This window comes from Flavobacterium sp. HJJ (assembly GCF_015351475.1).
Classification (GTDB): Bacteria; Bacteroidota; Bacteroidia; order Flavobacteriales; family Flavobacteriaceae; genus Flavobacterium; species Flavobacterium marginilacus.
In genome coordinates this window covers 91,207-109,372 of the sequence record NZ_JADKPR010000013.1, presented here as the reverse complement: position 1 = coordinate 109,372, position 18,166 = coordinate 91,207, and the positions used below count along the sequence as shown (strand labels likewise).

Here is an 18,166-nt window from a genome sequence, read left to right as displayed (position 1 = left end):
CACAACTTTAACTTTCGTTCAAAATTTAAGATCTACGATTTGCTTTCTCTTTCATATTCTTCGATATGATCAAATTCTGGGTAATGTTTTCTGGCCTTGGACCACATCAGATAAATTGCAGGAATTACAAAAAGAGTCAATACCAAAGAGAAAATGGTTCCACCCACAATGACAACTCCCATTCCAATTCTGCTAGTAGAAGCAGCTCCTAATGACATTGCAATTGGTAATGCTCCTAAAGCAATAGCTAAGCTAGTCATTAAAATGGGACGCAGACGTGCTTCCGAAGCTTCTAAAATGGCTTCTAATTTTGGTTTTCCCTGTTCTCGTAACTGATTAGCAAACTCGACTATCAAAATTCCATTTTTGGTTACCAGTCCAATAAGCATTACCGTTCCAATCTGACTGAAAATATTCCAAGTCTGATTGAACAGCCAAAGAGAAAATAAAGCTCCTGCAACCGCCATTGGTACAGTCAAAATAATAATGAACGGATCTATAAAACTTTCAAATTGTGCTGCAAGAATCAAGAAAATCAATAATAATGCAAGTCCAAAAGCGAAAGAAGTATTCGAACTGCTCTCAACAAAGTCACGTGATTCTCCGCCTAAATCTGTGGTAAATGAATCGTCAAGCACTTTGTCTTTAATTTCGTTCATCACATCAATTCCGTCACTTATACTTTTTCCTGGAGCCAAACCAGCTGAAACCGTTGCCGACATGTACCTATTATTATGATACAGCTGCGGAGGATTGCTCTGTTCTTCAATAGTAACGACATTGTCCATCTGAATCAGTTCGCCTTTGTTATTTTTTACAAACATTGACGTTAAATCCAATGGTTTTGAACGGTCTTTTTGATCAAATTGTCCTATGACTTGGTATTGTTTTCCGTTTTTAATAAAATAACCAAAGCGCTGACCGCTTAACGAAAGCTGCAGTGTCTGAGCAATATCCATAATAGAAATCCCAAGACTTTCTGCTTTTGCACGGTCAATACTTACATTTATTTCAGGCTTATTAAATTTTAAATTTACATCGGTAACAGAAAACACATCACTTTTGCCAACTTCGTCCATAAACAATGGAATTTTTTGGCGAAGTTTCTCAAAATTTGGAGCTTGAATAATATACTGAATAGGCAAGCCGCCACGTCTGTTTACCGCAATTGTAGCCTGCTGAAGGACTGAGGTTTTTGCATTGGGATATTTTTTTGTCCATTTTGACAGTTCATCAGCAATATCTTTTTGAGATTTTTTTCTTTCGTCAGGTCCTGATAATGAAAGCCTCACAAAACCGCTATTCGTTGCAGAAGCACCAAATCCAGGAGCGGTTATGACCAAACTTACTTTTTTCTCCGGAATCGAATCATCAACTAATTTTGATATTTCCTGCATGAAGCGATCCGTATATTCATAAGAAGAACCTTCAGGAGTCGTCATACGCATTGTTACCGAACTGCGATCATCATAAGGTGCGGTTTCTTTTGGAAGAATGGTAAAAAACAAATAAATCAGCCCAAAACAAACAATCAGAATTGGGAAACTAATCCATTTTTTATTCATGAAACTTTTTAAAGATTCAGCATAACCACTGTTTAGCTTTTCAAAAAACGGCTCCGTTTTAATATAAAATTTTGATTTTTTCTGTTCACCGCCTTTCATCAGATAGGCATTCAGCATTGGTGTTAAAGTCAAAGACACAAAAGCCGAAATTAATACCGCCGCTCCAATTACCACACCAAACTCCCGAAAGAGACGGCCGACAAAACCTTCTAAAAAGATTACAGGTAAAAATACCGCTGCTAAAGTCACCGAAATCGAAATTACAGCATAAAAAATTTCATTTGAGCCTTTGATAGCGGCTTCAATTGGCGACATTCCTTCTTCGACTTTTTTGAAAATATTTTCGGTAACAACGATACCATCATCAACAACCAAACCAGTTGCCAGAACAATAGCCAAAAGCGTTAATACATTTATCGAAAATCCAAAAAGCCACATAATGAAAAAAGTAGCAATTAACGAAACTGGAATATCTATTAAAGGCCTGAATGCAATTGCCCAGTCTCTAAAAAATAAATAAATAATAATGATTACTAAAAGAATTGAAATACCTAAAGTTTCTGCCACTTCAAGTACCGACTTTTTTACGAAAATAGTATTATCCAAAGCAATATTAAGTTTGATATCTTTGGGTAAATCCTTTTTTAAAGCAGCATATTTTTTGTAAAACTCTTTGGAAATATCCAAATAATTGGCACCTGGCATAGGAACAATTGCTAAACCAATTAACGGCAGACCCGATTGAGTAAGCTGTGTCTCAATGTTTTCTGGTCCTAATGAAGCATTTCCAACATCACTGAAACGAACAATTTTATCACCATCGGTACGAATAATGATATTGTTAAATTCCTCGGGTTTTGATAAATTACCAATTGTTTTTACAGTAAGCTCAGTATTATTTCCTGTCAATTTCCCAGAAGGCAATTCAACATTTTGGGCATTCAAAGCAGCTCGGACTTCGGCAACTGTACAGCCGTAAGATGCTAATTTTGAAGGATCAATCCATAAACGCATCGCATAACGTTTTTGCCCCCAAATTTGAACACCGCTCACTCCTGGAATCGTTTCTAAACGCTGTGAAATAACATTTTCGGCATAATCACTTAGTTCTAATGAACTTCTGGTATCACTTTGAACCGTCATCGAAATAATAGATTCACTATCTGCATCAGCCTTTGACACTACTGGCGGGGCATCTATGTCTTGAGGCAGACTCCTGACAGCTTGTGAAACTTTGTCACGAACGTCATTTGCAGCACTTTCAAGATCTTTATCCAAATTAAACTCGATTGTAATATTACTGCTTCCCTGATTACTTGAAGAAGTTATATTCCGAATTCCGTCAATAGCATTTACTGCTTTTTCAAGAGGCTCAGTAATTTGAGATTCTATGATATCAGAATTAGCTCCGGTATAGTTTGTCCTAATGGAAACTTGTGCCGGATCAATTGATGGAAATTCACGAACACCCAAAAAGCTGTACCCGATAAAACCGAATAATATAATAAGAAGATTTAGTACTATAGTTAAAACTGGTCTTCTTATACTTGTAGTTGATAAACTCATCTCTTTTTAATTATAAATTATGAGTTATGAATTATGATTTATGAATTAAAGTAATGATTGAAAAACTTATAATTCATAACTCATAACTTATAACTTACTTTACTGTAACTTTTATTGGAGCATCATTTTTAAGAGACATAACTCCGCTGGTAATTAAAGTATCCCCAGCCTTCAAACCTGAAAGAATTAAAATAGAGGCATCAGTCCTAGTAGTTGCTTCAACCATTACTTCTTTGGCTTTGCCCATGTCAGAGATAAAGACTTTTTTACCTTCCTGAACTGGAACAATCGCTTCCGAAGGGACGACAATAGCATCTTTAATAATAGCTAACGGTAATTTTATATCAGCAAAAGTTCCTGGGAAAAGACCGCCGTCTATATTATCTGCAATGGCACGAACTTGTAAGGTGCGCGTAGCTACTTCAACTTCTGGTTCTATTGCGTATATTTTTGCAGTATATTTTTTTGCAGATCCTGAAACACTAAAATCTATAGTAGATCCTGATTTTATTTGGGAAGCATATTTTTCTGGAATAGAAAATGTAATTTTCAATTTTCCAGTATTTACCAATTTTGCGACTAAAATTGCTGGAGTAATATAAGTTCCCGGCGAAATAGAACGTAATCCTATTTTTCCTGAAAACGGAGCCTTAACAGCCGTTTTTGAAATTTGAGCTCTTATTAACTGCGTTTGGGCTTGAGCTGATTTATAATCGGCTCTTGAAATATCATACTCTTCTTGACTGATGGCTTCTTTTTCGAGAAGTAATTTAGCTCTTCTGGCATTTTCAGCAGCTAAGCCTTCTTTGGTTACCGCTTGTTGCAGCTGTGCTTTTAATTCAATATCATTTACTTTAAATAAAACCTGTCCTTTATTTACGACAGAACCCTCATTGAAGTAAATGGCTTCTACAATTCCTGAAACTTCACTATGAATTTCGACCTGTTCATTAGCCTCAATAGAGCCTGATAAAGATAAATTATTATCAAAAGTAGCCGTTTTTACTACTTGCCCGATTACTATTATTGGAGAATCTTTACCGTTTTTATTTTTAGGTTCTTCATTTTTACTTTTATTTGAGATAATCCTATATGCTATAAAACTGCCAAATAGGATAATTAATAAGGCGTAAACAAGGTTTTTAATTTTCATTTTATAATTTTAAAAGTAATTTAATATATCTTTAGCAAAGGCAAAACAAATTTAGGCTTTAGAATTGTTAAAAGTGGAATTGTTAATTATTATTTAACGTTTGTACATACAAGTATTAAAATTTAGCCAAAAAGTTCCATCAAAAGAATTAGACTAAAGAAATATGATAAGGTTTAATTGAGTTTTAAAAACCATTAAACACTTCGAAATCAACCATCTGACTATCTAATAAACAACTTTTTTTTATTTCAAAAAAAATGCTCTCAACTTAGCCGATAGAAATATTCTGCACATTCTATTCTATATTGGGTCACAGATAAAACAAATTGAACAGATTAACACAGATTTATAAAAAACTTTGTTTGTTTACTTTCTATTGGTGTCTCAGTAACTTAGTATCTCAGAAACTTAACAACTTAACTAATGTAATTCCAAATATTCTTCTTTTTGGTCAATTCAATAAAAACAGCTTTCAAGATAGCGTTTTCAGGTTTTTGCAAAGGAGCGTCATCCTTAAGGATTTTTATTGCATAGTTTCGTGCCAAAAGCAAAATCTCTTTGTCTTTCACAATATCAGCAATTTGAAGATTAAGTACACCACTTTGCTGAGTTCCCATCAAATCACCAGGACCGCGGAGTTTGAGATCCACTTCGGCAATTTCAAAACCGTCATTAGTATTAACCATTGTTTCCATACGAGTTTTACTGTCGCTGGATAATTTGAACGATGTCATCAAAATGCAATAACTCTGATCGGCACCACGACCGACACGCCCGCGCAGCTGATGCAATTGCGATAATCCGAAACGTTCGGCACTCTCAATAATCATCACGCTTGCATTCGGTACATTTACACCGACTTCTATAACCGTTGTAGCAACCATAATATTGGTTTTTCCTTCAGAAAAGCGTTTCATTTCTTCGTCTTTGTCGGCAGCTTTCATTTTTCCGTGAAGAATCGAGACAGAATACTGAGGCAGCGGAAAATCACGAGCAATACTTTCATAACCATCCATCAAATCCTTATAATCCATTTTTTCGGACTCTTGAATCAGCGGATAAACGATGTATATTTGACGTCCTTTGGCAATTTCATCCCGAATAAATTTCCAGACTTTCAATCGATTAGAATCAAAACGATGTACGGTCTGAATAGGTTTTCTACCTGGAGGCAGTTCGTCTATAACTGAAATATCCAAATCACCATATAAACTCATCGCCAGAGTTCGCGGAATAGGGGTGGCTGTCATTACCAAAATATGAGGCGGTATTGTATTTTTCTTCCACAGCTTGGATCGCTGTTCTACACCAAAACGATGTTGTTCGTCAATTACTGCCAAACCCAAATTTTGGAATTTTACTTTGTCTTCCAATAAGGCGTGCGTGCCGATAAGTATCTGCAAAGTTCCGTTTTCTAGTTCTTCGTGGATAATACGTCTTGCTGCAATTTTGGTAGAACCAGTAAGTATCTTTATATTAATATTTAACGATTTTGCTAATTCAGACAAACCTATAAAATGCTGATTGGCCAATATCTCAGTCGGTGCCATCAAGCAGGCCTGAAAACTGTTATCCATTGCCAGCAGCATACTCATAAAGGCAACAATAGTTTTTCCAGAACCCACATCTCCCTGCAGCAATCGGTTCATTTGAGCATTGCTGCCCATGTCGGTACGGATTTCTTTTATTACCCTTTTTTGTGCGTTTGTCAATTCGAAAGGAAGATGATTTTGATAAAATTCATTAAAAAATTCACCCACTTTCGAAAAAGGATGCCCTTTTATTTTATGCTTCTGAATTAGATTCTTCGTTATCAGCTGCAGCTGAATAAAGAACAGTTCCTCAAATTTTAAACGGAATTGAGCTTTCGCCAAAATCGCATCACTTTTTGGAAAATGGATGTTGAATAAAGCCGCATTTTTAGGAATCAGATTTAATTCATTTGTCAGATAAGAGGGCAAAGTTTCGCTGAACAAAGCCTGAGTTTCCATAAACAGCTGCTGCATCATTTTATTCACCACCCGATTTGTAATGCCTCGGTTCGCCAGTGTTTCAGTCGATGGATAAACGGGCTGCATCGCCGAACGGAGACATTTTTGGTGTTCGCTTAATAGTTCAATTTCGGGATGAGCCATGCTGTAATTACTGCCGTATTGGGAGCATTTTCCAAAAATAACACAGACTTCATTGAGCTTTAAACTTTCTTTAATCCATTTCTGCCCCTGAAACCAATTGAGCTCCATTTGCCCTGTATCATCCACGAATGTGGCAACCAATCGCTTTTGGTTTTTACCAAATTCAACTGTTTTAATATTAATGATTTTACCAATAATCTGCACTTCAGCAATATTATTCTGCAGTTCATTAATCTTATAATAACGAGTTCGGTCAATATAACGATTCGGAAAAAAATTGACCAAATCACCATATTTGAAAATTCCCAATTCCTTACGCAGAAGCGCGCCACGAGTGGGACCAACGCCTTTGAGGTATTCTATGGGAGTTTCTAGGAGATTATTGGACATTTGATTTTAGATTGCAGATTTTAGATTTTTAGAAAATAGAGTAAAGAATATAGAAAATAGATTTTCCGAATTTGAATTTCATGTTTTTAGGTCTATTTTCTTTATTCTATTTTCTTTTCTCTTTTTAAGAAAGCGAAGATAGTTTTTTGTTGGGAAATTTGGAAATGGGTTTGTTTAGGAAATTGTACTATAAAATTATAGCTTTGAAAAAAATAATAAAATGACAACCCATCTCGCACTCCTTCGTGGCATCAACGTATCAGGCCATAACCTGATAAAAATGGACGCTCTGAAAACAGCTTTGGAAAACATTGGTTTTCAAAATGTACAGACTTATATTCAATCCGGAAATGTTTTTGTGGATACCGATGAAGAAAACGGAGCAGCTGTCGGTTTCAAAATCAAGCAGGAAATTTTCAAAACTTTTGGACATGAAGTACCTGTAGTAGTGATTAGTAAAACAGATTTAGAAAACTGTTTTAAAAACAATCGTTTCCTGACAGAAAAAGAGGCAGATATAAAAAAACTCTATGTCGCTTTTGTTTCCATTGCTCTGCGAAACGACCATATAAATGACTTAAAGATGAGTCAGGTAAAACCGGATGAAGCGCACATAGATGAAAGCAGAATCTACATTAAATACGCCGTAGGTGCTGGAAAAACCAGATTCGACCAAAAATACATCGAAAAAAAACTAAATGTAACCGCTACAATAAGAAATTGGAATACTGTCACACAATTGCTTAAACTGTATGAGGAAAGATAAATTTATCTTTAAAAAAAAAATTGCAATCGAACGCAACTATTTATAAAAAAGTAAATCTATTAAGTAACGCAAAAAACCAAAAAAATGAAACAGTTTATAATCGCAGTTACTTTGTTTTTCTTTTTTACTTCATGTTCAAAAGATAATGATGAAAACACAAATACAGCTGATAGTTATCTTGGTAAATGGACATTGATAAAAATGTCTGGTACTGTGTTTAATTCCGAAACTACCGGAAATGCAATGGAATACCAAGAATTCTATGTATTTAGCGATAACGGTACATTTACCAAAATTAGAAATAGAAATACTGTTCAGACAACGGCAGCAGGAACATATATTGTTAAAAATATTCAAGAAGGAACGTATTTAGAATTAACATATTCAGCTTCCAGCGAAATTATCGGAAGCTGTTATGGCAATTTAAAAGAAGAACTTCATTTTTCTGATAAAAATACTCTGTCAAGTACATGGAGAATATGCGATGGCCCTGGATTAGATTATCAAAAGATTATAATATACTAATTAATACTTATATCAGCATTTTGTTTATAATTTGAACATTTGGTTAATTTTCAATTATGAAACACTCGAAAAGAGAACTCTAAAGTTTATTGACTTTATTGTTCTCTTTTTTTCATTTCTTTTTCTAATAAATTCTATTTTGATTTGAGATATTTAAACCAAATCACAATACCAAAATCCGTAATCAAAAGCGTCCGATGCTGAAGTATCACAAGCAGTATCGGAGGAATCTTCTTCTTTTGACTTTTCATATTTGCGGTAAACTACTTCGCCAACTTCAAATTCGATCGGTTTACTGAAAATTGGTCCATCAAAAGTAAAAGTATGAAATTCCCCGTTTTCACCGCAAACATCAACATTTTCGGGTAAATCATTGATAAAATCCTGATCAATTACACGGCCTACAAAACTTTTGTCCAAAAATCGTTCGTTAACACAAACCACAATCGTTTTGAATCCCAATGCAATAAATTCCTGAATTAAATCTGAAGTTGGAATTTTCCAAAGCGGGAACACACCTTCAAAACCTATTTCAGCTAATTTATCTTCTCTGTATTTACGCAGATCTTCCAGAAAAATATCTCCAAAAATAGAGTGAGTAACACCTTGTTCTTTCAATTTAGAAAGAGTTGTCTCCATTACTGCTTCGTATACTTCCATCGTTGGCATTTCTGGAATCTGCATAATTACGAGCGGTAATCCAATGCTCTCGGCTTGTAATTTCAGTAATTCAACCCGAACGCCATGCATCGAAATACGCTGAAACTGCTGATTGACACTGGTTAATAAACAACTGATTTCGTATTGATCATTTTGCAGTGTTTTGTATAATGCTAAAGCAGAATCTTTTCCGCTGCTCCAATTAAATAGGGCTTTCTTTTTCAATGTTCTTGTATTGGTTTATTTCGGAAGTAAACTTACAACTTATGTCCGATTTGTTTCTTAAACCTTTGTAACTTTGGATAACTTAAGCATCAAATTTATTTTAATGAAATACCTTTTCCTGTTTTTATCTGCATTTACATTCGCACAGCAAACCAAATCGGTAGATTTTAAAACCGCTGATGGCAGCATTTCCATTAATCCAGACAGTAAAAGTATTTCTGGTACTATAACCTATACTTTTGAAGTATTAAAGCCTATTGATACCATCAAAATTGATGCGCAGAACATGACTTTTTCGGGAGTAGAACTGAATCATCATAGCATTACATTTACAACTAACGGAAAAGAACTGCTCTTGATTTACCCGTTCCAAAAAGGCAAAAATTTCGTTCAGTTTTCATACGATGCAAAACCAAAGCAAACGATGTATTTTACAGGTTCCGAAGCAACAGATAATTTACAGATTTGGACGCAGGGACAAGGAAAATATACCAGTCATTGGTTTCCGAGCTTTGATGATGTCAATGAAAAAGTAATTTTTAATATGGAAATTGCTTTTGATTCAAAATATCAAGTTGTGTCGAATGGTATTTTAAAAAGCATCCAAACAGCTAATAATAGTACACATTGGAAATACCAAATGCAAAAACCAATGAGTTCTTATTTACTAATGCTAGCCATTGGTAAATATGAAAAAAACACACTGAAAGCAAAATCTGGAGTTCCATTAGAATTGTATCTTGATCCAAAAGACATAAGCAGACAAGAACCAACCTACCGCTATTCCAAAGAAATATTTGACTTTCTGGAAAACGAAATAGGAGTGAAGTATCCTTGGAAAATCTATCGACAAATTCCAGTTTCAGAGTTTCTGTATGCTGGCATGGAAAATACGAGTTCAACATTATTTGCAACCCGATACGTAGTAGACAGTATTGGTTTTGAAGACCGAAGTTATACTAATGTCAATGCACATGAACTCGCACATCAATGGTTTGGTGATTTAGTTACTGCCAAAAGCGGAAAAGATCATTGGCTTCAGGAAGGATTTGCAACCTATTATGCTTTATTGGCAGAACGATCAATCTATGGAGATGATTATTTTTATTCCAAGTTATATGAGTCATCACTACAATTAAAACAAGCCTCCAAAACCGATACCATTCCGGTGCTGAATCCTAAAGCGAGTTCGTTGTCTTTTTACCAAAAGGGAGCTTGGGCACTGCATGTTTTACGCGAAGCAATAGGCGAGAAAGCTTTTAAAAAAGCAGTAAAGAATTATATTCTGAAATATTCCTGTCAAAACGTGACAACTCAAGATTTCTTTAATGAAATCAAAAAAGTATCAAACTATGATTTGATAAATTTTAGCAAAGTATGGCTGGAATCATCTGATTTCAACAGTACCATTGCTAATGAGTTATTAGCTAAAAATAACGCGATGAAAATTGTGCTGGAAGTAAACAAACTTAGAAGCAAACCCATCATAGAAAAGTATGATTTCTTCGAAAAAACATTGAAATCTGATGTATATCATAGTGTGAAAGAAGCAATTGTCGGGCAGCTTTTCAAAGAGAAGTTTGAAGATAAAAAACAGCTGCTGCGATTGGCGCTGCAAACCCAAAACGTACAGATAAGACAGGCAGTGGCAAGTACACTTCAAAAAATACCAGAAGAGTTCAGAACTGATTATGAAACATTGCTTGATGATAAATCGTACCAGACTCAAGAATTGGCACTGTTTAATTTATGGAATAATTTTCCTGACAAAAGAGTCGAATATTTATCAAAAACAAAAGACTGGATAGGATTTAACGATTTTAATTTAAGGATTCTATGGCTGTCTTTGGCTGTTTCTACTCCAGAATATGATGCCAATAAAGAAACCTGTATTCAAGAATTAGTAAATTATTCTTCAACTAAATATGAAGCCACAACCAGACAAAATGCTTTAGAATACTTATTGAATTTCAAAATTATTAATGAAGAAATTTTAAAAAATTTAGTGAATGCCACCACGCATCATATGTGGCAATTTTCTAAATTTGGAAGAGACAATATTCGATTATTATTAAAAAACACTGAAATCAGAGGTGCTTTTCAGACCCTCTTGCCTGATTTAAATGAAAAAGAACAATTCCAATTGAATAGATTACTCAAAGAATAGCAAATGAAAATAAAAAGAGCTAAGTCTCTAAGACCAAAATCTTAGCAACTTAGCTTCTCAGAATCTTATAAATTCAAAAACTACCACATCTGGCTCACTTCTTTTTTAATATACCCCAAAGCGGCATTACTAGGAGTCTGTTTGTCCAGTAAATCATTTAATAGTGCTTCTCTCAATTGATCCGCATTAGTAACAGCTTCACTCAAAGCTCCTTTTCGAATCATCTGAATAGTAGCATTTTTTGCAGTTGTTATAATCGTCCAGCATTCATCTGTCATATAGATCTGCTGTGCCAGATTGTGTTCAAATTCTTGGTCAATCTGTGCTATAATAAAATTGGCGTAATCAGTTTTATCAGCAGAAATTGGCGAAATTCTAATCAATAAATTAGAAAGACTGATGCGTTCCAGAAACAAAGTCATACGCTCATATGCCTGCAAACGCAGTGGCATGGAGTTTTTCTGACCTTCTTTCATTAATAAATAACGGCGCCTTCCTTCCTCGTTTTTTGTATGTAAATTAAAAAAGTAATAGGCAACCGCCCCAGTGATAATGGCAGGCAGGGTATAGCTAAGCAATTCGATCATTTTTGATAAATCCATTTTGTTTTCGTTTTAAAAAGAGCAAAAATAATCTTTTTGAAACTAAATCAAAGGCAAATTTTCGCAATAATAAAAAGCGGAATAGTATTTTTGCAAGTTCAAAAACTAGAATAAAAAAATATAAAAAATCAATGGAAACCTACATTATCGTATTACTTTGCTTAGCAGCTTTTTTTGCGGGATTTATTGATGCCATTGTAGGCGGAGGCGGGCTTATACAAACACCTGCAGGTCTAATTCTTCTGCCTAATCTGCCGGTATCAACAATAATAGGAACCTTAAAAATACCAGCTTTCAGCGGAACTTCATTTGCAGCTTACCAGTATTTAAAAAAAGTTACTCTCGATAAAAAGATTTTGATAATCATGATGCTTTTGGCATTTCCGGCAGCGTTTTTGGGATCAACAGTCTTAACTTATGTGAGTAATGATTTTATGAAGCCGCTATTACTTGCAGTCTTATCATTATTAGCTATTTACACCTATGCCAAGAAAAATTTTGGACAGTATCAGGTCAGAAATATTTCGGCAAAGACTCAAATTCTTAATGCAGTAGGAATCAGTTTCATAGTTGGATTTTATGACGGTTTTATAGGTCCCGGCACGGGAAGCTTTCTTGTTGTTGCTTTCATCGCCATAATGGGATTTGACTTTCTGCACGCTTCTGCCAATGCCAAAATGGTCAATCTGGCAACCAATTTTGGTTCTATCTGCTTATTTTTTCTCAAAGGAAAAATTATTTGGGCAATTGCCTTGCCCATGGCAGCCAGCAATGCGATAGGTGGGTGGCTGGGTGCCAAACTAGCCATTAACAGAGGAAATAAATTTATCCGAATCTTCTTTTTGGCAGTTGTAATCGGTACACTTATACGCTTTGCCTACGATGTCTTTTTCAAATAATCAAAGATTACCTTTTTGGGGGTTAAGTTAAGGCTTTTTTTAGTGCGATGTCTTTCCATAATGTGCTTTTCTATGGCAGTTTGGACAAAGTGCGATTGTGTTTTCAACAGTATCTTCTCCATCTTCAGCTAATGGTTTAATGTGATGTACTTCTAAATATGGTAAATTGTCAGAGTCTTTTAAAAACGGAGCGTTTTTATTGCATTTTTCGCAAACTCCTTTTGCTCTTTCTAAAACTTCTACAATTACATATTGATTTCGATTAAATACTGTTTGTGTTACAACTGTTTTTGTTGGTTTCGGATTAGATTTAGCTAATATTTCTTGTCTTTTCTTTTTTGATACTTCATTAGCTTTTTTAACTTTTTCTTGAAATTCAGTTTCAATTTCATAAGCCGATTTTAAAGGAATAAAGTGTTTTTCTATTCCAAAAAAATCTGAAAGTAAAATTTTGTTTTTAGCAATATGGTCTTTGTGTGCAGTTACTATTTTATTTTCGAAAATCCTGTCAGTTGCATTTTTAAAACTTTCCCAAATTTCAGCTCTGTTTATTAAAATTTGTATATTATTATAGTCCTCTGTTTCTAACCAAAAAAGAGGTTCTGAAAAATTCTTCGTTGATTTAACAATTCTACTTTGTGAGTTTGGAATATCTGTAAATTGTTTGTCCAAGAGCAACCAAATTACGCCTACTTTCGTATAAGCAATAAAGAAAATACCACCTGTCAATAATGAAATACTGTAATCGTTTGTCCCAAAAAGTGATTTTTCCGGATGAGATGTGTTAATAAATGATTTTTCAAAAAAGTCAATAAGATCAGTTTGAAAAGGCTTAATTTTCCTTTTTTTGTCTGTCCAAATTAATATTTCTTTTTTCCAATCGAAATCTGTCATTTTTTGTTTTTTTTTTCAGGCTGACCGCCAACTTATTTATTAGCACAGTCTACCTTTGAAAATTTATATTTCACTTTTGCAAAATCGATAGGTTCATCTTTTGCAAAATAAGAACGTCCTAGATATGTTTCGATTTTTCCACTGCCTAGAATCAGTACACTTCCGTGCTTTAAGAATGCCATCGGATTTTTGAATGTTACTTTTTCATTTGTTCCCTGAATAAACGAATAATCGGCAAACAATGTATCACCACGGAATTCTCCGATTATTTTACCAATTTTGTCTGGCATATTCTCGATTTTCATTACCATGTCACCATTTATCTTTCCATTCTTCAGTGTATTGACTGTCAAATTAATTGTATCGTTTTCATACAATGATTTATAGCAAGCTGTGCTTATTATTTTTTCAGCATGTGCTTTGGACGCTTCAGCTTCTTTTGGGTTTTTATCATTTTTACAGCTTTGGAATCCAATACAAGTTAACAGCAAAAAAAACAAACCTAGATTTTTCATAGTAATAAACTTTTTAGTTAATAATTACGGCAATAGCCATTGCTAATATAGTAATAAATAGCCTGATTAATACTAATTAATATCTTATATTTAGCTAATAATTGTCTCTACAAAATACCACCATTAGAACTTTATAAAAAACGATATGTTCAAAAATAAAACAGTTGAAACTGAAAATAGCGTTGCCGATTTTTTAGCTTCCATAAGTAATGTAAAGAGATAGGAAGACTGCGGACTAATTATTGATTTATTGGTCTCAAATAGAGTTTAAAACTATGCGCTTTCAGTGCATCCCGCTTTAGCTTCTAAAAAAGTTTTTGCCACAGATTCACAGATTTTAAAATCATTTTTTATCTATGAATCTGTGGCAAAATTTTATCAATTTTCGCAATCCAACCTTGTAGACTTTCAGTCTGTAGTGGTTTATTAAACAGACAATCTGGTTTTGCTCCCAAAATGTGGGGAACTGGCATTGTTGGATTTGGTATTTACAATTATAAATATGAAAGCGGTTATGAGGGAAATGCACCGCTTGCAGGACTTGCTTCAAGAAAAAATGCTATTACAATTTATCTCGCTTCTGATTTTGAAGAGAAAGGAATACTGCTTTCGCAATTTGGAAAATATAAAACCAGTAAAGCATGTTTGTACATTCAAAAATTAGATGATATTGATATTATGATATTGGGTGAATTAGTGCAAAAATCAATTTCACGCATTAAGGAATTATACCCGAATTGATATTTTTTGTTTCTTCAATATTAATTTTTCTCAATTAAAGTTAAATCCTCCGGATCTGCAGTATCCCGCGTGAGGGACGGAAGCAGGTTACCGAAGTAACGCGGACTGCCCGACCGCAATAGAGAAAGGGGCGAATAAAGACATTCATAAATCAGCCCCTTTCTCTATTGTGGTCACGCCCAAATGATTTTAAACCGCAGATTGCTGATTTTGGTCAGCAGAATTATGTTAAGGCTCGTTTATTCATTCATAAATCCTTATTTTTGCATCAAACAGTAGTTATTTCATGCAAAAATATATAGAACAGCTTAACGAAGCTCAGCGCGAACCTGTATTGCAAAAAGATGGTCCTATGATTATTATTGCGGGTGCAGGCTCCGGAAAAACTCGTGTACTCACCATTAGAATTGCTTATTTGATGCATCAGGGTATTGACCCTTTCAATATTTTGTCCCTTACTTTTACCAATAAGGCGGCGAGGGAAATGAAAAAACGTATCTCGGATATTGTGGGAACCAGCGAAGCCAAAAATCTTTGGATGGGAACGTTTCACTCTGTTTTTGCGCGAATCCTGCGTTCCGAAGCGGAGCATTTAGGTTATCCGTCAAACTTTACAATTTATGATTCACAGGATTCTCTGCGTGCTATTTCGGGTATTATTAAAGAGTTGCAGCTGGATCGTGATGTATACAAACCAAAACAGGTTTTGGGCAGGATTTCAAACTTTAAAAACAGCTTGATTACCGTAAAAGCCTATTACAATGACCCCGATTTACAGGAAGCGGATGCGATGAGCAAAAAACCTAGAATGGGCGAAATTTATCAGCATTATGTAGATCGCTGTTTCAAATCGGGCGCAATGGATTTTGATGATCTGTTATTAAAAACCAATGAACTGCTGACTCGTTTTCCAGAAGTTTTGGCTAAGTACCAGAACCGTTTTCGCTACTTATTGGTGGATGAGTACCAGGATACCAACCATTCACAATATTTGATTGTGCGTGCTTTGTCTGATAAATTTCAGAATATTTGTGTAGTAGGGGATGATGCGCAGAGTATTTATGCTTTTCGCGGAGCAAATATCAATAACATTTTGAACTTCCAGAAAGATTATGAGGGTGTAAAAACTTTTAGGCTGGAACAAAATTACCGTTCGACCAGAAATATCGTGGAAGCAGCCAATACTATTATCGATAAGAACAAAGTTAAACTGGATAAAGTGGTTTGGACCGCCAATGATTTTGGTCCAAAAATCAAAGTACACCGAAGTATTACCGATAATGAAGAGGGACGTTTTGTTGCTGCTACCATTTGGGAACAAAAAATGAATCATCAGCTCAACAATGGTGCTTTTGCAATTCTATACCGTACTAATGCGCAGTCCAAAGCTATGGAAGATGCATTACGAAAAAGAGATATTCCATATCGTATTTACGGAGGTTTGTCTTTTTATCAAAGAAAAGAAGTTAAAGATGCGCTGTGTTATTTAAGATTAGTCCTTAACCCGAAAGATGAGGAAGCTTTAATCCGTGTAATCAACTATCCGGCCAGAGGAATCGGGAATACAACTATTGAGAAACTGACAATTGCTGCCAATCATTATAAGCGTTCAATTTTTGAAGTAATGCAGAACATTGAACGGATTGATTTAAAACTGAATTCAGGAACCAAACAGAAGCTTTTGGATTTTGTTACAATGATTCAGAGTTTTCAGGTGATTAATGAAAATCAGGATGCTTTTTATGTTGTAGAACATGTTGCGAAAAAAACAGGATTAATTCAGGAATTAAAAAAAGACGCTACTCCTGAAGGAATGGCCCGAATTGAAAATATCGAACAATTGCTGAATGGTGTTAAAGATTTCATCGAAGGCCAAAAAGAAGTTGACGGGGCTGTCGGCTCATTATCTGAATTCATGGAAGATGTAGCTCTTGCAACCGATTTAGATAAAGACACCAGCGATGAAGACCGTGTGGCTTTGATGACGATTCACTTGGCCAAAGGTCTTGAATTTCCACATGTATTTGTAGTGGGAATGGAGGAAGATTTGTTCCCTAGCGCCATGAGTATGAGTACCCGAAGCGAACTGGAAGAAGAACGCCGATTGTTTTATGTAGCTTTGACCCGTGCGGAGCATCAGGCGTACTTAACTTATTCGCAATCGCGTTACCGCTGGGGAAAATTAACTGATAGCGAGCCTTCTCGCTTTATTGAAGAAATAGACCCGCAATATTTGGAATATCTTACGCCGGCAGAAAGCAATTACCGTTTTAAACCAATGATTGACAGCGATATTTTTGGAGATGTGGATAAATCCAAATTGCGTCTTGCAAAACCAATAGGAAGTACACCGCCAAAACACATTACTGATAATCAGCCTAAACCAGATGCTAATATCCGAAAACTGAAACCAGTTTCTGGAAACAGCCCTGCGAATGGAAGTGCCAATTTATTTGACAATACTTTGGTTCCTGGAAATGTTGTAATGCACGAACGCTTTGGGAAAGGTCAGGTAATCAACCTGGAAGGTGTTGGTGCTGATAAAAAAGCAGAAATTAAATTTGAAGTAGGAGGATTAAAGAAATTATTGCTGCGTTTTGCAAAATTGGAGATCATTGGATAAAAATATTATTTCAGTTTTCATTCCGAACAGATTTAAACAGTTAAACTTTTAAGCTATTAAACTTTTTTTAAGTTCTAAACCAAAAATGACATGGCACAAATAATAAAAATATATCCCGATAAACCAAATGAAGCAGCTATTGCCAAAGTGGTAAAAGTACTTCAGGATGGAGGATTAGTGATTTATCCAACCGATACCGTTTACGGTTTAGGCTGTGATATCACTAATTCCCGCGCCCTTGAAAAAATAGCAAAAATAAAAGGAGTGAAACTGGAAAAAGCAAATTTCTCGTTCATCTGCCACGATTTAAGCAATTTGTCTGATTATGTAAAGCAAATAGATACCTCAACTTTTAAAATTCTTAAAAGAGCATTACCCGGCCCATACACTTTTATCCTTCCGGGAAATAATAACCTGCCAAAAGAATTTAAAAAGAAAACCACAGTCGGTATCCGTATTCCCGATAATTCCATTGCCTTAGAAATTGTACGCCAATTAGGAAATCCAATTGTTTCAACGTCTATTAGAGATGAAGATGAAGTAATTGAATACACCACAGATCCAGAACTTATTTTTGAAAAATGGCAGAATTTGGTTGATATGGTTATTGATGGAGGTTATGGAGATAATATCGGCTCAACTATAATTGATTTATCAGGCGATGAACCAATCGTTGTGAGAGAAGGAAAAGGCGATATTGATATTATATAACTTTTATTTAAAATCAGGAATCAAATTAT

General features: G+C 34.9%; 14 protein-coding genes. 7 read left to right on the top strand and 7 right to left on the bottom strand.

Annotated elements, in window-relative coordinates:
* Positions 1-32: 32 nt before the first annotated feature.
* From IRZ80_RS11985 to recG, 3 genes are all read right to left on the bottom strand, one after another.
* Complete coding sequence (locus tag IRZ80_RS11985) at positions 33-3,131, bottom strand: efflux RND transporter permease subunit (protein WP_194641803.1); 3,099 nt, start codon at positions 3,129-3,131, stop codon at positions 33-35.
* A 94-nt stretch (positions 3,132-3,225) separates the two neighbouring features.
* Positions 3,226-4,284, bottom strand: a complete 1,059-nt coding sequence (locus IRZ80_RS11980) for an efflux RND transporter periplasmic adaptor subunit (protein WP_194641802.1) — start codon at positions 4,282-4,284, stop codon at positions 3,226-3,228.
* A 416-nt stretch (positions 4,285-4,700) separates the two neighbouring features.
* Complete coding sequence (gene recG / locus IRZ80_RS11975) at positions 4,701-6,809, bottom strand: ATP-dependent DNA helicase RecG (RefSeq protein WP_194641801.1); 2,109 nt, start codon at positions 6,807-6,809, stop codon at positions 4,701-4,703.
* Between the two features lie 220 nt (positions 6,810-7,029).
* On the opposite strand from recG, the gene IRZ80_RS11970 reads away from it, so the two are divergent.
* Together IRZ80_RS11970 and IRZ80_RS11965 are read left to right on the top strand one after the other, a co-directional pair.
* A complete protein-coding gene (locus IRZ80_RS11970) occupies positions 7,030-7,575 on the top strand; it encodes a DUF1697 domain-containing protein (RefSeq protein ID WP_194641800.1) in 546 nt (181 codons plus the stop codon).
* 84 nt (positions 7,576-7,659) lie between these two features.
* The gene (locus tag IRZ80_RS11965) at positions 7,660-8,100 is read left to right on the top strand and encodes a hypothetical protein (RefSeq protein ID WP_194641799.1); all 441 of its coding nucleotides are present in this window, start codon (positions 7,660-7,662) and stop codon (positions 8,098-8,100) included.
* Positions 8,101-8,253: 153 nt separating this feature from the next.
* On the opposite strand, the gene IRZ80_RS11960 is transcribed toward IRZ80_RS11965, so the two are convergent.
* Complete coding sequence (locus IRZ80_RS11960) at positions 8,254-8,985, bottom strand: diphthine--ammonia ligase (RefSeq protein ID WP_194641798.1); 732 nt, start codon at positions 8,983-8,985, stop codon at positions 8,254-8,256.
* 103 nt (positions 8,986-9,088) lie between these two features.
* On the opposite strand from IRZ80_RS11960, the gene IRZ80_RS11955 reads away from it, so the two are divergent.
* Positions 9,089-11,152: a M1 family metallopeptidase gene (locus IRZ80_RS11955; protein ID WP_194641797.1), complete on the top strand. Its 2,064-nt coding sequence runs from the start codon at positions 9,089-9,091 to the stop codon at positions 11,150-11,152.
* A gap of 80 nt (positions 11,153-11,232) precedes the next feature.
* Here the strand turns inward: IRZ80_RS11955 and IRZ80_RS11950 are convergent, their stop codons facing one another.
* A complete protein-coding gene (locus IRZ80_RS11950; RefSeq protein WP_194641796.1) occupies positions 11,233-11,754 on the bottom strand; it encodes a hypothetical protein in 522 nt (173 codons plus the stop codon).
* Between the two features lie 131 nt (positions 11,755-11,885).
* Between IRZ80_RS11950 and IRZ80_RS11945 the strand changes: the two genes are divergently transcribed.
* Positions 11,886-12,653: a sulfite exporter TauE/SafE family protein gene (locus IRZ80_RS11945; RefSeq protein WP_194641795.1), complete on the top strand. Its 768-nt coding sequence runs from the start codon at positions 11,886-11,888 to the stop codon at positions 12,651-12,653.
* A gap of 39 nt (positions 12,654-12,692) precedes the next feature.
* On the opposite strand, the gene IRZ80_RS11940 is transcribed toward IRZ80_RS11945, so the two are convergent.
* Positions 12,693-13,382, bottom strand: coding sequence for an HNH endonuclease signature motif containing protein (locus IRZ80_RS11940; RefSeq protein WP_228520890.1), 690 nt, complete (start codon positions 13,380-13,382; stop codon positions 12,693-12,695).
* A 197-nt stretch (positions 13,383-13,579) separates the two neighbouring features.
* Positions 13,580-14,062 carry a hypothetical protein gene (locus IRZ80_RS11935; protein ID WP_194641793.1) on the bottom strand — a complete coding sequence of 161 codons (483 nt, stop codon included), beginning with the start codon at positions 14,060-14,062 and terminating at the stop codon, positions 13,580-13,582.
* Between the two features lie 456 nt (positions 14,063-14,518).
* Between IRZ80_RS11935 and IRZ80_RS11930 the strand changes: the two genes are divergently transcribed.
* The 3 genes from IRZ80_RS11930 (at position 14,519) to IRZ80_RS11920 (ending at position 18,137) form a co-directional block, all read left to right on the top strand.
* Positions 14,519-14,803: a DUF1801 domain-containing protein gene (locus tag IRZ80_RS11930; protein ID WP_194641792.1), complete on the top strand. Its 285-nt coding sequence runs from the start codon at positions 14,519-14,521 to the stop codon at positions 14,801-14,803.
* A 286-nt stretch (positions 14,804-15,089) separates the two neighbouring features.
* The gene (locus IRZ80_RS11925) at positions 15,090-17,426 is read left to right on the top strand and encodes an ATP-dependent helicase (protein ID WP_194641791.1); all 2,337 of its coding nucleotides are present in this window, start codon (positions 15,090-15,092) and stop codon (positions 17,424-17,426) included.
* Positions 17,427-17,516: 90 nt separating this feature from the next.
* Positions 17,517-18,137 carry an L-threonylcarbamoyladenylate synthase gene (locus IRZ80_RS11920; RefSeq protein WP_194641790.1) on the top strand — a complete coding sequence of 207 codons (621 nt, stop codon included), beginning with the start codon at positions 17,517-17,519 and terminating at the stop codon, positions 18,135-18,137.
* Positions 18,138-18,166: the final 29 nt, after the last annotated feature.

Coding starts and splice junctions, on each gene's coding strand:
- IRZ80_RS11985 (WP_194641803.1), bottom strand. CDS start 3,131: ATGAGTTTATCAACTACAAGTATAAGAAGACCAGTTTTAACTATAGTA.
- IRZ80_RS11980 (WP_194641802.1), bottom strand. CDS start 4,284: ATGAAAATTAAAAACCTTGTTTACGCCTTATTAATTATCCTATTTGGC.
- recG (WP_194641801.1), bottom strand. CDS start 6,809: ATGTCCAATAATCTCCTAGAAACTCCCATAGAATACCTCAAAGGCGTT.
- IRZ80_RS11970 (WP_194641800.1), top strand. CDS start 7,030: ATGACAACCCATCTCGCACTCCTTCGTGGCATCAACGTATCAGGCCAT.
- IRZ80_RS11965 (WP_194641799.1), top strand. CDS start 7,660: ATGAAACAGTTTATAATCGCAGTTACTTTGTTTTTCTTTTTTACTTCA.
- IRZ80_RS11955 (WP_194641797.1), top strand. CDS start 9,089: ATGAAATACCTTTTCCTGTTTTTATCTGCATTTACATTCGCACAGCAA.
- IRZ80_RS11950 (WP_194641796.1), bottom strand. CDS start 11,754: ATGGATTTATCAAAAATGATCGAATTGCTTAGCTATACCCTGCCTGCC.
- IRZ80_RS11945 (WP_194641795.1), top strand. CDS start 11,886: ATGGAAACCTACATTATCGTATTACTTTGCTTAGCAGCTTTTTTTGCG.
- IRZ80_RS11935 (WP_194641793.1), bottom strand. CDS start 14,062: ATGAAAAATCTAGGTTTGTTTTTTTTGCTGTTAACTTGTATTGGATTC.
- IRZ80_RS11930 (WP_194641792.1), top strand. CDS start 14,519: ATGTGGGGAACTGGCATTGTTGGATTTGGTATTTACAATTATAAATAT.
- IRZ80_RS11925 (WP_194641791.1), top strand. CDS start 15,090: ATGCAAAAATATATAGAACAGCTTAACGAAGCTCAGCGCGAACCTGTA.
- IRZ80_RS11920 (WP_194641790.1), top strand. CDS start 17,517: ATGGCACAAATAATAAAAATATATCCCGATAAACCAAATGAAGCAGCT.